Source organism: Cuneatibacter sp. NSJ-177 (assembly GCF_022867805.1).
Taxonomy (GTDB): Bacteria; Bacillota; Clostridia; order Lachnospirales; family Lachnospiraceae; genus Pseudolachnospira.
Genome location: NZ_JALIFO010000006.1, coordinates 126,266 through 141,295 on the forward strand (window position 1 = coordinate 126,266; position 15,030 = coordinate 141,295).

A 15,030-nucleotide genomic window follows, 5' to 3' on the forward strand; every position below is an offset into this window, starting at 1 on the left:
TGGAGGAGACGCCATGAAGATTGTGTTGATTACGGGAAGTCCCCATAAAAAGGGAACTTCCGCGCTGCTGGCGGAGGAGTTTATCCGTGGGGCGGAGGAAGCAGGGCATACGGTGGCCCGGTTTGACGCAGCATTTCAGGAGGTTGGCAATTGCCGCGCCTGCAATTACTGCCGGAACCATGATGGCGAATGTATTCAAAAGGACGGGATGGAGCAGCTGCTTCCTATTTTAATGGAGGCGGAATTGGTTGTCTTTGCGATGCCGCTTTACTACTTTGGCATGCCCGCCCAGATTAAGAGTGTGATCGACCGGTTCTATGCAAAGAATTCAAAATTGCTGGGATCCGGAAAGAAAGCAGCGCTTCTCGCCACCTGCGCGGACACGGCGCCCTGGGCGCTGGATGTGCTGACTGCCCACTACCAGACGATCTGCCGGTATTTGCAATGGGAGGACGCCGGAATGGTGCTGGCTCCCGGTGTTGGGGTAAGGAAAGACATCGAGGAGACGGATTACCCGGAGAAAGCCTGGGAGTTTGGTAAAAGCTTATAACTTAGAATGATACATAGAAATACGCCGCCTTTGGGAGCAATCCGGAAGGCGGCTCTTATTTTTTAGAGAGCAGCTATTTTTTGATATATACAAATTCCACCGGCCGAGGTATAATGAAAAAGTTAGAAGGTGCTAACAACTGGAGCGCCAATACACAGGAGAAAGAGGGAAGTTCTATGTGGAATCTGATTTTCATCACCACATTGGCAGGGGTGGCGGGCACCGGCCTGGGAGGTGTGGCCGGTGCCTTGTTTCGGAGGGATTCGAATCGGACCGTCAGTTTGCTGTTAAGCTTTGCCGGAGGTGTGATGATCAGCGTGGTCTGTTTTGATTTGATTCAGGAGGCCATTGGGACCGGAGTCGGCGTGTTACCTGTTTTGGCCGGGGTCTGTCTTGGGATCGGAATTGTTTACCTGCTGAATGCGGCGATCGATAAAAAGACGGATCCGGAAGTGGCTCATATTGATCAAAAGCACCCGAAGACGGCGGATGATCTGGATGAGCTGACGCATGCCAATCATTTGAATGAACACCGCAGAAAAGGAGATTCCAGCGCCTCTTTATTTGTGGCCGGTATCGTGATGGCCTGTGCCATTGCCCTCCACAACGTGCCGGAGGGGATGACCATCGGAGCATCCTATGTCAGTACGGACAATGCCCTAACCGGGGCTTCGTTAATTTTGGCGGTCCTGATCGGACTGCACAATATTCCGGAAGGCATGGCCGTGGTGGTGCCCCTGGTCAGCGGCGGCATGCACCGGGGCATGGCGGTCTTGATTACAGCGCTCAGCGGCGCGCCTACGGTGCTGGGGGCAATCCTTGGCTATTGGATTGGAGATATCGGACCGTTCGGTCTGGCGGTCAGCTTAAGCTTTGCCAGCGGAGCGATGCTCTACGTGGTGTTCGGCGAGATCCTTCCGCAGTCGATTTTGATGTACCGGAGTAAACTGCCGACCTTTGCCGTCACGTTCGGCATGATGGTCGGAATCGTGATGATCTATGGATGAAACGGCGGCGGTCCGCCGGGAGGAGCAAACAATGACGAAAGAAAAATTGGCTTTGGAAATCGTGGAACGCCTCAAACAGGAATATCCGGACGTCGGCTGTACACTTGATTATGATCAGGCGTGGAAACTGCTGGTCAGCGTGCGTCTGGCGGCCCAGTGCACGGATGCGCGGGTCAATGTGGTGGTGCAGGATCTGTATGAAAAATTTCCCGATGTGAACGCCCTGGCGGACGCCGAGGTGGGGGAAATCGAACCAATCGTCCGGCCCTGCGGCCTCGGCCGCAGCAAAGCGCGGGACATCAGCGCCTGCATGAAAATTTTGAGGGATCAGTACGGCGGTAAGGTACCGGATGACTTCGACGCGCTGCTGAAGCTCCCAGGGGTCGGGCGAAAAAGCGCCAACCTGGTGATGGGAGACGTATTTGGCAAGCCTGCCATTGTGACGGATACCCACTGCATCCGCCTGGTCAACCGGATGGGGCTGGTGGACGGCGTGAAAGAGCCGAAGAAAGTGGAGATGGCTCTCTGGGAGCTGATTCCCCCGGAGGAGGGCAGCGATTTCTGCCATCGTCTGGTCTTTCACGGCCGGGATATCTGCACAGCCAGAACAAAGCCCCACTGCGAAAGATGCTGCCTGAACGATATCTGCGCAAAAAACGGGGTGGAAGAAAAGTAGAAAACTGCTTCACACAAAAGAGGGGCTGTCGCAGCGACTGCCCCTTTTTTGTGTGAAGCAAAACCCATCAGCCGGTCAGCTTTTCTTAACGGTAATCATAGAAAATTCATTCCACCGTTTTACTTCGATTCCCCAGGCCCCGTTCAGCGCCATCAGATTTACATGATTTTTTCTTCCGATTTTTCGGAGGGAGCCTGCCGGAAGATGGCTTTCCTGAGATTTCAAATCGATCTCCAGAACCCGTTCTACCGTTCCTGTGTCGACCCAGACCGCATCCCTTTCCCAGACCGGAAGACTGGGAAGCGTATGGATCCGGTAATTTTCCACGGCTTCCAGTGACCCCTCCCGCAGCGCCAGTTTCTTCTCCGGCGGATTTTCCTTGAGATAGCGGTTCAGGAAGGTCAGCACAGCCTGGATGATTTCCGGTTTTTGACCGTATTCGCCCTGGGTATTGCAGAACAGGAAGGAGGTCACATCGGCCAAATTCAGCTGCCAGAAGGTGCGCAGGCTCTGATTATTGGCGATGTCCACGTGTTTCATGCCGTAGCCGCCGAATAAGGCCACCGGGGGCGAGGACGGCGTGATATGGGAAATCGGGGAGGCGTCCTTGGCTTCCGCTAGTTTCTGATCCCACGCAGGGTCGGATCCGGCCTGGCCTTTTTCCATGTATTCTCTCAGCGCGCCAATGCCTTTTCCCTTTCCGGTAAAGCCGATCACCTCGGAGCAGGGAGAGAATTCGCCGTCGGTGCGGGCGTACTTTTGGGGCAGGAGTTCCGGCTCGTTTTGGTATTCGTCCAGGATATCTTTTCCCATATTCAAAAGATCGCTCCAGGCAAAGCCAGCCACCGCCGCCTGGACGCGGCTGGATACGCCGGAATTGCCGCCCACGGTTCCTTCCAGATTTTCGTCCTCCGCGCTGATCGCCACCATCAGAGCGGTATTGCCGCCGAGGGATTGGCCGTAGCATCCGATCCGGTCCGGGTCGATCCCGTAACGCTCCGCACTGGCGCGAAGAAAACGGATGGCTCCTTTGACGTCGTGGATGTAATCCGGATAGTAGTTGGAAGGATAGTTCCTCAGATCCACATTGGCAATGGCATAGCCTGCCTCATAGAAGGCTTTTATCGGCTTGCTGAACAGCGAGATAGTCTGTCCGTATCCGTGGATATTGACGATGCAGGGAGCTTTTCCCGCCTTCCTGTCCGGATGGAACAGGTTGATCCACAAGGTTTTGACTGCGGGGGCGAACAGCGTCTCCGCCCGCGGCTGCACCGGCACAGTATCCAGATAGAGGTGCCGGCAGGCCGGGAGCGGCTGCGGTTCCTGCCCTCCGCCGGTGTAATCCTGAATCACGCCGTTCTTTTTCGGCTTTTCTTCCCCGACAAAGGTAAAACCTGCCGAAGAGAAGCGGGCCTCCATTCCCTGCACCGTATATTCCGCCTCCGGCGTACCGGCCTTCAGCCGTTTCCAAGAGCCATCGGCATAGAGATAGATATGTTTCTCAAAAAAGTATAGGGTACCGCTTCCATCGTAAGAATCCGTGCGGACGTGGCCGTTATATACGTTATCCGTGGCTTCCACAAAGGGAATCCGGATCAAAGAGGCATGCTCGCCCCCGGTGAGGAGGCGTACGGTCGGAAGATTTCCCTCCTTAACCATTGCGTGTTGGTAAGTATGGTTGTCGGCGCAGGTAATGGTTAGGCGGATGCGGCTCCCTTTTTCAAACTGGTAGGCAATGGGCTCGATGGCAAACTGCAGGTGCACCGGCTTTTCCATGCCTTCGGCAAGACAGGCATTCACGTCGGCCTCGCTGCTGGTGTGCCAGGTGGCTCCCATGCTCTCCCAGGCTTCATTGGGGGCGGAGATCCGGTGGGAAGCGCGGATAACGCCGTCTTTGATGAAATGGGAGGTTCCGTCCTTCTTAACTTCTTCCAGATAGGCGAGGAAGTCGCCGTCCGGCGCGGTGGAGGTAACCCAGAGGTCGACGGAGACGCAGCCTGCCATCTGATTTTCGTAGACCGGAAACAGCGGCGCAGTGGTGAAGGTCAGCCCTTTGGCATCCACATCCGGCTCCATATCCCCGTTCCAGCACATGGTCATCCGGTTGTAGGTGGCTCCTTTCCCGTCGTGATTGTCGAAGACGGAAATCGAAGGATCCACCAGATAGGAAACTGCTTCCTCTTTATCTGGGCAGAACGGGGAGAGCACGCCGTCGTTTTTTGAGGCGCTGGTGCCGGATTTTTCCGTGGTCAGATAGAGCGTGGTATAACGCACGTTTTCCAGAGGCCAGGAATCGGCGTACCGCCAATGTTCCCCGTCCCCTGCTCCGAACACATAGTAACAGACCGGCGGCGCGTCAAAAAATCCATTGTCGATGCCTTTCAGGCTGGCGTCGAACCAGCGCTGGTATTCGGCGGAAAAATCAAGCATCCCCTCCGGCACGTCCGGATTCCCGATGCGGGACTGAAAGTGGGTCCAGGGGCCAAGGACCACGCTTCCTCCGCCGGTTTTATATTGCGCCAGCTGTCCAAGCGCGCCGGATTCCAGCTGTCCGATAAACTGGTGCTGTCTGGTTTTATGATCCCGGAAATCCCGCAGCCGGAACAGAGGCGGAATCGTTAAATTGGTGGGATCGCCGTGGAAATCCGGGTTCGGGGTATCCCGCAGCATATTGGGGTGAAGAAGGGATTCCACAAACATCCGGTTTTTTCCATAGTGGCCGGTCAAATAGGCGTCGTAGGCCAGATCTCCGGCCGGATCTTCATCCACCGGGCGGACGGACGCCAGCAATTCTTCCTTGGTCTGACGCTGCTCCTTGCAGCCGGCGGCGTAGTGGGAAGTCAGATGGCTCACCGGAACAGCGGAAACCCCATTGGGATAATTTTGATAATAGAAATCCGAAATCGCCACGGTCGGCGTGATGGCGTCCAGCTCATCCGGAAAATGGGACACGGTGCAAAGCTGAATATAGGCGCGGTTGGAGATGCCGGACATTCCGACTTTCCCGCTGCACCAAGGCTGTTGTTTCAGCCAGCGCACGGCGGCAATGGTGTCCCGGCAGTGCTCTAGATTTCCAAAACTGTTGTTGGTTCCGTAGGACGCCCCGCAGCCTCGAAGCTCCACTACCGCCAGAATATAACCGTGGGAGAGAAAACGGAAGGGGATGGCGTCTCCGTTGCCCGATGTCCCGTCGAAACGGCCTCCGCGGGAGGCCACCAGGATGACAGGGAGCGGATGATCCGGCAGTTCCTTCGGTGGATTGACCGGAAAGACCAGATCCATGGCAAGTTTTGTGCCATCATAACTTTCTATATATTGAGAAAGGATGCGGGTACTCGTGTAGCAAGGGGCTGAAAAACCGGAATACCGGCCGGGCAGCGACTGCTTCCTGTTCATAGAATAATTCCTCCTTTTATCAGCTCTTCCCCTGGGGAAGTTTCGTTCGGTCTTTATAGACAGCAAATTCGGTGCCAAAATGAAAGCGAGGCGGATTTTCCCTGCGTTTCTCTAGGGAGCAGGGAGATTGGAAAACAGGAAGAGGAGAAAATGGTTCATTTGAAAGGATCCGTTCATTTCAAATGGAATGAAGGATTGCAGAATTGGAATTGTGCTTTCAAAGGAGATTTCATCTGATTTCCTTCTTGCCATATCTAGGGAAAGCCGCTATAATATTTAGATAGTTTATCATACATGGATTCGGCAGAGACGGAACTTTGCATGGATGTTTCGCCTGGAGGGCCGGGAAAGGGCGCTTCGGGCGCCTTCTGCTGTCTTCCCAGTAGTTATTTATAGAACAAAGGAGCAAAGATATGGCATTGACGAAAAAGCCGGTGAACGGCATGAAGGATATCCTTCCTCAGGAAATGCAGATCCGGGATTATGTGATCGGCCTGATCAAGGAGACTTATAAGAGCTTTGGATTCACCCCGATTGAGACGCCGGTGGTGGAGAGCCTGCCGAATTTGACCAGCAAACAGGGCGGCGACAATGAAAAATTGATATTTAAGATTATGAAGCGCGGCGAAAAGCTGAACCTTGAGACCGCGACCTGCGAGGAGGACCTGGCGGACAGCGGGCTGCGCTATGACCTGACCGTGCCGCTGGTGCGCTATTATACGAATCACGTCAATGATCTGCCGAAGCCTTTTAAGGCTCTGCAGATCGGACCGGTGTTCCGGGCCGACCGGCCCCAGAAAGGGCGGTTCCGCCAGTTTTACCAGTGTGATATCGATATTCTCGGAGAGGCCGGAAATATCGCTGAGATCGAACTGATCCTGGCCACCACGACGCTTCTCGGAAAGCTGGGCTTTTCCGGCTTTACCGTGCGGATCAATGACCGCCGGATGTTAAAAGCCATGGCGGCTGCCAGCGGATTCCCGGCGGACTCCTATGACAGAGTCTTCATTATTTTAGATAAGATGGACAAGATCGGCATGGAAGGCGTGGCGAAGGAACTTGCCGAGAGCGGGTTCGATCAGGCGGCCATCGACAAGTATCTGGCCATGTTCGAAGCGCTGTCAAAAGAAGAAGACGGAATCTCTTACCTGGGGAAAGTCCTGGGCGGCCACCTGGAAGAAGGTGCGGCCGAAGGGCTCAAGGAGATTGTGGACAGCGTAGAAGCCACGGCTTCTGCGGATTTCAAGCTGGCCTTTGATCCGACCCTGGTGAGGGGAATGTCTTATTACACCGGAACGATTTTCGAGATTGAGATTGCAGGCCTTGGCTGCTCGGCAGGCGGCGGCGGCCGGTATGACGAGATGGTAGGAAAATTCACAAACCTGCAGGTCCCGGCCTGCGGCTTTTCCATCGGTTTCGAGCGGATCATCACGATCTTGATGGATCAAAACTTCCAGGTGCCCGGAGCGGCCGGTAAGAAAGCTTACCTGATCGAGAAAAACATGCCGAAAGACCGCCTCTGCGAGATTTTAAAGGAAGCTCAGGCGGAGCGGGAGCAGGGCGCGCAGGTCCTGACCGCGGTGATGATTAAAAATAAAAAATTCCAGAAAGAACAGCTTGCGGCGGAAGGCTATACGGAATTCCGAGAGTTCTTTTGTGACTCTCAGAGAAACTGAGCGAGAAAGAGAAAGCAAGCGGGCGAGATCCGCATAAGGCGGACAGAGGGAAGAAAGCGGGCAAGGCCCGTTGATATAGGAGGAGTTGTCATGGCAGAATCCATGCAGGGCATGCGCCGGACCCACCGGTGTACCGAGGTGACCGAACAGAACATCGGAGAGATTGTGACGGTCATGGGCTGGGTGCAGAAGAGAAGAAATTTAGGCAGTCTGATTTTTATCGACCTGAGGGACCGTACCGGTCTGCTTCAGTTGATTTTTGATGAAAATGACATTGGCACGGAGGGCTTTGCGAAGGCAGGGACGCTTCGGAGCGAATTCGTGATTGGTGCCACCGGCCGTGTGGAAACCCGTTCCGGCGCGTTTAACGAGAATCTTGCCACCGGCCGCCTGGAAATCCGGGTGACGGATCTTCGCATTCTGTCTGAGTCGGAAACCCCGCCGTTCCCGATTGAAGATGAGATTAACACCAGGGAGGAGCTTCGCCTCCAGTACCGTTATCTGGACCTGCGGCGGCCTTCTTTGCAGAGAAACCTGATTCTCCGCAGCAAGGTGGCCACCTTATCCCGCCAGTTTATGGCGGAGCAGGGCTTTTTAGAGATTGAGACGCCGATGCTGACCAAGAGCACGCCGGAGGGCGCGCGGGACTATCTGGTTCCGAGCCGTCTGCATCCGGGGGCGTTTTACGCGCTGCCCCAGTCTCCGCAGCTGTTTAAGCAGCTTTTGATGTGCGCCGGGTATGACCGCTATTTCCAGATCGCCCGCTGTTTCCGGGATGAGGATCTGCGCGCGGACCGTCAGCCTGATTTTACCCAGATGGATATGGAGCTCTCCTTCGTGACCGAAGAGGACGTGATGAATGTCAATGAAAAGCTCCTTCAGTTTTTGTTCCGCGAGGTCCTGGGCGTGGAGGTTTCGATTCCATTCCTGCGGATGCCTTACCGGGAGGCGATGGACCGTTTCGGTTCCGACAAACCGGATATCCGGTTCGGCATGGAGCTGAAAAATGTTTCGGAGCTGGTGAAGGGCTGCGGATTCGGCGTATTTACAGGAGCCCTTGCCGCCGGCGGTTCGGTCCGGGCCATCAACGTAAAGGGACAGGGCCACATGCCAAGAAAGAAGATCGACGCCCTGGTGGACGTGGCGAAAGGCATGGGAGCCAAGGGATTGGCATACATTGCCGTAGGCTGTGGGGAGAACGGCGCGCATAAGTGCTCCTTCTCGAAATTCATGACTCCGGAGGAGCTGGAGGCATTGATCTCGGCTCTGGATGGAGAAACCGGGGATCTGCTGCTGTTTGCGGCGGACAAGGACGGCGTTGTCTTCAATGTATTGGGCAGCCTGCGCCTTATGATGGCAAAGCAGCTGGATCTCCTGAAGAAAGATGATTTCCGCTTCCTGTGGATCACCGAATTCCCGCTCTTAGAGTATTCGGAGGAGGAAGACCGTTATGTGGCCATGCACCACCCCTTTACCATGCCGATGGAGGAAGATCTCCCTCTGCTGGATACGGATCCCGGCAAAGTGCGGGCAAAGGCGTACGACATTGTGCTGAATGGCAATGAAATCGGCGGCGGCAGCATCCGTATTCATCAGGCCGACGTACAGGAAAGAATGTTTGAGGCGCTTGGCTTTACAAAGGAAGCGGCGAATGAGCGGTTCGGCTTCCTGCTGAACGCATTTAAATATGGAGTGCCGCCCCACGGCGGACTGGCTTACGGCCTCGATCGTCTGGCCATGCTGATGGCCGGAGCAGACAGCATCCGCGAGGTGATTGCCTTCCCGAAGGCAAAGGACGCCTCCTGCCTGATGACCAGCGCGCCGGATATGGTGGACAAGAAGCAGCTTGATGAACTTCACATACGCTGCGAGACGGAAGAATAAAAGGCCGGCGACGGCTGGGGGAGAGGCTATGATATGAAGATCATTATCATGGGAAGTGGAAAAGTAGGTCATAAGCTGGTGGAACAGCTGGCCCAGGAAGGCCACGATATTGTGGTCATCGACAGCAATCCGGCGGCGCTGCAGGCATTGGTGGATACCGAGGATGTCATGTGCGTCGAGGGAAATGCGGTGGATTATCAAGTCCAGCTGGAAGCCGGAATTTCGGAGGCCGATCTGGTGATCGCCTGCACGGACGGGGACGAGCTCAACATGCTTTGCTGTCTATTGGCGAGAAAACACGGGGCGGCCCGCACCATTGCACGGGTGCGGAAACCCGAATACTACGATCAGCTTCCCTTTATCCGTGAAGAGATGGGGCTGAGTTTTGCAATCAATCCGGAGAGAGCGTCCGCAAACGTGATTTCCCGCGTGCTGATTTTCCCGGCGGCCACCAGTATCGAACCCTTTGCAAAGGGGCGCGTGGAGCTGATGGAGTTCGCCTTGGACGCGGGAAACGCGCTGATTGGGAAATCCCTGGTGGAAATCAACAAGAGATTCAGCTTTCGGGTCTTAATCTGTGCGGTACAGCGCGGACAGGAGGTTTTCATCCCCGGCGGCAGCGACGTGCTGGAGGCGGGGGACCGGATTTATCTGGTTTCTTCCCATGATGAACTGCAGTCCTTTTTCAAAGAGATCGATCTGTTCCGCAGCAGCGTGAAAAACGTGATGATTGTGGGCGGCGGCAAGATATCTTATTATCTGGCCAAGCGCCTTTTGTTCCAGGGCATGCATGTTAAAATCATCGAGCAGAATATGGAACGCTGCCGTGAGCTCTGCGAGCAGCTGCCCGCGGCCACGGTTGTCTGCGGAGACGGAAGCCACGAAGAACTGCTGCTGGAGGAGGGGATCCAGGAGGTCGACGCGTTTGTGGCGATGACCGGAATGGACGAGATCAATGCGATTCTTTCCCTGTACGCAAAGACGCGCAATGTTTCCAAGATTATAACAAAGGTGACGCAGCTGTCCTTCACCGAAATGTTGGAAAAGATCGGAATACAGACCATCATTTCTCCCAAGGAGGTTACGGCGAATCAGATCGTCCGGTATGTGCGCGCCGTATCCGCGTCGGTGGCGGACAACAGCGTGGAGTCTTTGAGCCGCCTGATCGGAGGACGGCTGGAAGCGTTGGAATTTTTGGTGGAAAAGAAAGCGCCGTTTACCGGAATTCCGCTGAAGGATCTCTCGATTCAGCCGGGCTTTCTCGTGGCCTGTATTGTAAGGGACAGAGAACTGATTATTCCTGGCGGCAATGATACCATAGAGGAAGATGATACGGTGATCCTGGTGACAACGAGGCCCCACGTGAAGTCCCTCCATGAGATGCTGGCGTAGAGGAGAAGGTTATGAATGGTAAAATGATTAGCCACATCCTCTATAAGCTGATGGGGGTGGAAGGCGTTTTGCTGCTGATCCCGATGGGGGTGGCAATCCTCTATGGGGAGGAGTCTTACCTTTCCTTTTTGATTGTAGCAGCGGCGTTGATTGTGCTGAGCCTGGTGCTAGGGGCAAAAAAACCGAAAAATCCAGTGATCTACGCCAAAGAGGGGCTGTTTATCGTCGGGCTGACCTGGCTGGTCTGGTCGATCTTTGGGGCGCTGCCCTTTGTGATCAGCGGAACCATACCGAACTTCCTGGATGCCTTTTTTGAGACGGTATCCGGCTTTACCACCACCGGATCCACGATCCTGACCGATATCGAGGTGCTTCCGCGGGGCATTTTGTTCTGGCGGAGCTTTACCCACTGGATCGGCGGCATGGGGGTGCTGGTCTTTGTATTAGCTATCATACCTTTGGCGGATAAGCGCTCCATGTATCTGATGCGAGCCGAGGTTCCGGGGCCTACGGTCGGCAAGCTGGTGCCGAGGACCATGGGAACCGCGAAGATTCTCTATGCGATCTACATCGGACTGACGGCCTTACAGGTGATTTTACTGATGTTCGGCGGACTTTCGCTGTACGATGCGCTGGTACATGCCTTTGGAACGGCCGGAACCGGTGGATTCAGCGTGTACAATGCCAGCATTGCCGCATACAACAGCGCCTATGTGGATGGGGTCATCACGGTATTTATGATTCTGTTCGGCATCAACTTTAACTTGTTTTACCTGATGATTGCGAGAAAATTCGCCCAGGCGTTTAAGAGCGAGGAACTTTGGACTTACCTGGGGATCATCGCCTCGTCGGTCCTGGTGATTACGATCAATATTTATTCCTTATACGGGAACGTGATGACATCGATCCGTTATGCTTCCTTCCAGGTGGCTTCTATCATCACGACCACTGGATATGCGACCGCGGACTTTGCGCAGTGGCCTTATCTATCCCAGATGATCCTGCTTTTGCTGATGATTCTGGGCGCCTGTGCCGGATCCACCGGCGGCGGTATCAAGACCGCCCGTGTTGTGATCTTGGTGAAATCCGTCCGCCGGGAGATGAAACGGCTGGTTCACCCCCGCTCGGTCAGCGTTGTGCGCATGGAAGGAAAAGTGGTGGAAGAAGAGACGGTACAGGGAGTACATACTTATCTGCTGTTTTACACAGCGATCCTGTTCGTGTCTGTCCTGCTGATTGCACTGAACGGTTTTGACGTGACGACCACGGTCTCCTCGGTGCTGGCCTGCCTGAATAACGTGGGTCCGGGCCTTGGCGAAGTGGTGGGGCCGACCGGGAACTTTTCGACGCTGTCCTACTTTTCCAAGGTTGTCCTCAGCCTGGATATGCTGATCGGACGGTTGGAGATTTTCCCGATTCTGCTGCTGGTGATCCCTTCCCTTTGGAAGAAAAAATAATCTTTGATGGAAATACCAATATTGTGAAAATACCGCTTTCACCCATGTTTTGGGAGGAAGCGGTATTTTAGTTTTATACGAGGAAAAACGATATCAAAAGTGTAATGGATAAAACAAAATCCAACTATTGTTTCTCACTATTGGAATTTCTATAATTTGTATACCTGTTATTCCGATAAAAAATCAGAGGAGATTTCATCAAAAGGAGGAAAACATGCACACAGAACAAGAAATCTTGTTCCAGAGATGCCGGATCGGCGGAATGGAACTGAAAAATCGGATCGTTATGGCTCCGATGGGAAATTTGGCGGATTTAGACGGAGGTTTTTCAGAAAGGCAAAAGGCTTACTATGCCGCGCGGGCGAAGGGAGGCGCCGCTCTGATTGCTTCCGGTTCCTTGTTTTTTACTGACCGGTTCGGATTTTCTGCTGCCGGAATGTTCTGTAAACCAAGCCATGTCGGGCGTTTGAACGAGGTGGCGGATGCGGTTCACCGCTACGATTCCAAGCTGGCGCTGCAGTTCAATCTGGGAGGCGGACGCTGCGGAGGAACCCTGTCGGCCAGTGAGGTGCCGTCAGTGGCGGATCCCAATGTATTGTGCCGGGCCATGACCAAGGAGGAAATTCAGCACTGTGTGGAACAGATCGGGGTTTCTGCGGCTCTGGCAAAAAAGGGCGAGGCAGACGCCATTCTACTGCATGCGTATGCCGGTTATCTGCTGGATCAATTCCAATCTTCCCAGTGGAACCACCGGACCGACGAGTATGGGGGATCGCTGGAAAACCGGATGCGGTTTACCGTGGAGCTGATCCAGTCCGTCAAGGCAGCCTGCGGCAGCCGTTTTCCTGTGATTGTGAAATTTTCCGTCACCCATGGGACCAAAGAAGGCCGTCAAATCGAAGAAGGACTTGCCATGTGCCGGATTCTGGAAAAAGCCGGAGCGGACGCGATTCAGGTGGATACGGGATCTTTTGAGACCCAGTGGAACCGCTGTATTCCCACGGTCTATGAGCCGGAGGGATATTCTCTGCCTGCGGCAAAGCGGGTGAAGGAAACAGTAAAAATTCCCGTGCTGGGACAAAATAAACTTCTGCGGCCGGAGATGGCGGTCCAGGCGGTTACTTCCGGATCTTGCGATCTTGTGGCCCTGGGCCATGGGCTTCTGGCCGAGCCGGAGTGGCCAAACCTGGTGAGACAGGGCAGATGGGAGGAGATCCGCCCTTGTATCGGCTGCAATCAGTGCCTTTTCTCCATCAATAACGGCAAATATTTTCATTGTTCCGTGAACCCTTGGCTTTCCCACGAGGAAGATCCGTCGTATCAGCTGAAAAAAGCCGGTACGCCCCGGAACGTGTTGGTCGTGGGAGGAGGGCCGGCCGGCATGGAGGCCGCAGCCGCTGCGGCAAAGGCGGGCCATATCGTGGAGCTTTGGGATCGGGAGGAAAAGCTGGGAGGAAATATGACGGCCGCGGCCGCGCCGTCCTTTAAGCAGGATATCGCGAGGCTGATCCATTATCAGGAAAAGCAGTGTGAACTGGCCGGAGTCAAGATTCAAAAAGGGAAGGAAGCCACAGTGTCCGCCGTTTTGGCTGCGGGAGCCGACCGGGTTATCGTGGCCACCGGCGCGTCGGCCAAATTGCTGCCGGTGGAAGGAAGGGAGAAGTCCCATGTAAAAACGGCGCTGGATCTCCTGCACGGCAGGGCGGAAGCCGGAGACCGGGTGGCGGTGATCGGCGGCGGCCTGGTGGGCTGCGAACTTGCCTTGAGCCTGGCGGAGCAGGGAAAACAGGTGACAATCTTGGAGTTCCTTCCGGATATTCTTTCCAATGGGGCGGAAGCACGGAACAACCAGCTGGCCGTGCGCAGCCTGCTGCGGGAACGCAAAATCACGGTCATCTGCGGGGCAAGGCTGGACCGGATCTGCGACGATCATGTGGAATATCTTTATCAGGGAAAAGAAGAAAGCCTGAGCTGTGATTCCGTCGTTTTTGCCGTGGGCTTTGAACCGGTCCAAGGGCTGGTAGAGGAACTGAGACAGGCAGGGCTTGACCCGGTGGCGGCCGGCGATGCGCGGGCGGCGAGAAATATCGGCACATCCATCCGGGAAGGGCTGTTTGCCGCGCTGGATTTAGAGTCTGATTAAAGGAGAAACACACATGAAGATACAGTTTTCCCTGGCTCAGCACACGGTCCCTTTTTGGTCTCCGCCGGAAATGATCTATAACGCAGCCTCCATCGGCTATGACATGGTGGGAATCCGGATCATCCGGCAGGGAATCGCCGAGGAGGGAGACTTTGATCTGGTCAACGACAGCCGCCTGATGGAGCTGACCAAGGAAGCCCTGAAAGCGACTGGAATCCAAATTCACGATATTGATCTTGCCATGATTGATCGAAAGCGAGACGTCTCGGATTATGAACCGGCCCTTGCGGCGGCGAAAGAGCTGGGAGTAAGGGGCGTCATCGCCAGTATCTGGACGAATCAAATGGAAGTCTACCTGGATCAGTTTTCAAGGCTTTGTGATCTGGCGGCCCGCTATCATCTGGCTGTTTATCTGGAGTACGTGACCTGGGCCAGCATCTCAAATTTACAGGCCGCCAAAGCGGTGCTGGAGCTGGTAAAAAAACCAAACGCCAAGCTGTTGGTGGATGTGCTTCATCATTTCCGTTCTCAGGTGACGGTGGAGGAGCTGGAACAATGTCCGGAAGAATGGTTTGAGCTCCTACATCTTTGCGATGCCCCGATGCGGATTCCGGATACCCAGGAGGAATTGATCGAGACGGGCAGATCAAAACGCCTCTATGTAGGGGAAGGGGCGGCTGACATCGCCGGGATCGTGCGGCGCATGGGAAGAGACGCCGTATTTGCAATCGAAATTCCTCACCGCAGGAGAATGCAGGAGCTGGGTGCCTATGAACACGCCAAACGATGCCTGGATACGTCAAAGGCATATTTGCGGGAGCATTCGATTTTATAATACGGATCTATTTT

General features: G+C 54.7%; 10 protein-coding genes. 9 read left to right on the top strand and 1 reads right to left on the bottom strand.

Annotation, left to right across the window (positions count from 1 at the left end; translation table 11 throughout):
• The first annotated feature begins 13 nt into the window (after positions 1 to 13).
• The 3 genes from MUB23_RS08565 (at position 14) to MUB23_RS08575 (ending at position 2,233) form a co-directional block, all read left to right on the top strand.
• Positions 14 to 550 carry a flavodoxin family protein gene (locus MUB23_RS08565; RefSeq protein WP_244800005.1) on the top strand — a complete coding sequence of 179 codons (537 nt, stop codon included), beginning with the start codon at positions 14 to 16 and terminating at the stop codon, positions 548 to 550.
• 176 nt (positions 551 to 726) lie between these two features.
• Positions 727 to 1,557 carry a ZIP family metal transporter gene (locus MUB23_RS08570; RefSeq protein WP_244800007.1) on the top strand — a complete coding sequence of 277 codons (831 nt, stop codon included), beginning with the start codon at positions 727 to 729 and terminating at the stop codon, positions 1,555 to 1,557.
• Between the two features lie 31 nt (positions 1,558 to 1,588).
• Entirely contained in the window at positions 1,589 to 2,233 is a 645-nt protein-coding gene (locus MUB23_RS08575) for an endonuclease III domain-containing protein (RefSeq protein WP_244800009.1), read from the top strand.
• A 75-nt stretch (positions 2,234 to 2,308) separates the two neighbouring features.
• Here MUB23_RS08575 and MUB23_RS08580 read toward each other — a convergent pair whose 3' ends face one another.
• Positions 2,309 to 5,629 carry a CocE/NonD family hydrolase gene (locus MUB23_RS08580; RefSeq protein ID WP_244800011.1) on the bottom strand — a complete coding sequence of 1,107 codons (3,321 nt, stop codon included), beginning with the start codon at positions 5,627 to 5,629 and terminating at the stop codon, positions 2,309 to 2,311.
• Between the two features lie 413 nt (positions 5,630 to 6,042).
• Between MUB23_RS08580 and hisS the strand changes: the two genes are divergently transcribed.
• The 6 genes from hisS (at position 6,043) to MUB23_RS08610 (ending at position 15,016) form a co-directional block, all read left to right on the top strand.
• A complete protein-coding gene (hisS, locus tag MUB23_RS08585) occupies positions 6,043 to 7,305 on the top strand; it encodes a histidine--tRNA ligase (RefSeq protein WP_244800012.1) in 1,263 nt (420 codons plus the stop codon).
• A gap of 90 nt (positions 7,306 to 7,395) precedes the next feature.
• Positions 7,396 to 9,189, top strand: coding sequence for an aspartate--tRNA ligase (gene aspS / locus MUB23_RS08590; protein ID WP_244800013.1), 1,794 nt, complete (start codon positions 7,396 to 7,398; stop codon positions 9,187 to 9,189).
• A gap of 33 nt (positions 9,190 to 9,222) precedes the next feature.
• Positions 9,223 to 10,581, top strand: coding sequence for a Trk system potassium transporter TrkA (gene trkA / locus MUB23_RS08595; RefSeq protein WP_244800014.1), 1,359 nt, complete (start codon positions 9,223 to 9,225; stop codon positions 10,579 to 10,581).
• Between the two features lie 11 nt (positions 10,582 to 10,592).
• Positions 10,593 to 12,038 (top strand): TrkH family potassium uptake protein, encoded by a 1,446-nt coding sequence (locus MUB23_RS08600; protein WP_244800016.1) that lies wholly within the window; start codon positions 10,593 to 10,595, stop codon positions 12,036 to 12,038.
• Between the two features lie 214 nt (positions 12,039 to 12,252).
• Positions 12,253 to 14,181: an oxidoreductase gene (locus tag MUB23_RS08605; RefSeq protein ID WP_244800018.1), complete on the top strand. Its 1,929-nt coding sequence runs from the start codon at positions 12,253 to 12,255 to the stop codon at positions 14,179 to 14,181.
• 13 nt (positions 14,182 to 14,194) lie between these two features.
• On the top strand, positions 14,195 to 15,016 hold the full coding sequence (locus MUB23_RS08610) for a sugar phosphate isomerase/epimerase family protein (protein WP_244800021.1): 822 nt from the start codon (positions 14,195 to 14,197) through the stop codon (positions 15,014 to 15,016).
• Positions 15,017 to 15,030: the final 14 nt, after the last annotated feature.

Excerpts from the sequence above, each read along its gene's own strand:
- MUB23_RS08575 (WP_244800009.1), top strand. The coding sequence starts at position 1,589 with ATGACGAAAGAAAAATTGGCTTTGGAAATCGTGGAACGCCTCAAACAG.
- MUB23_RS08600 (WP_244800016.1), top strand. The coding sequence starts at position 10,593 with ATGAATGGTAAAATGATTAGCCACATCCTCTATAAGCTGATGGGGGTG.
- MUB23_RS08565 (WP_244800005.1), top strand. The coding sequence starts at position 14 with ATGAAGATTGTGTTGATTACGGGAAGTCCCCATAAAAAGGGAACTTCC.
- MUB23_RS08610 (WP_244800021.1), top strand. The coding sequence starts at position 14,195 with ATGAAGATACAGTTTTCCCTGGCTCAGCACACGGTCCCTTTTTGGTCT.
- MUB23_RS08570 (WP_244800007.1), top strand. The coding sequence starts at position 727 with ATGTGGAATCTGATTTTCATCACCACATTGGCAGGGGTGGCGGGCACC.
- aspS (WP_244800013.1), top strand. The coding sequence starts at position 7,396 with ATGGCAGAATCCATGCAGGGCATGCGCCGGACCCACCGGTGTACCGAG.
- MUB23_RS08605 (WP_244800018.1), top strand. The coding sequence starts at position 12,253 with ATGCACACAGAACAAGAAATCTTGTTCCAGAGATGCCGGATCGGCGGA.
- trkA (WP_244800014.1), top strand. The coding sequence starts at position 9,223 with ATGAAGATCATTATCATGGGAAGTGGAAAAGTAGGTCATAAGCTGGTG.
- hisS (WP_244800012.1), top strand. The coding sequence starts at position 6,043 with ATGGCATTGACGAAAAAGCCGGTGAACGGCATGAAGGATATCCTTCCT.
- MUB23_RS08580 (WP_244800011.1), bottom strand. The coding sequence starts at position 5,629 with ATGAACAGGAAGCAGTCGCTGCCCGGCCGGTATTCCGGTTTTTCAGCC.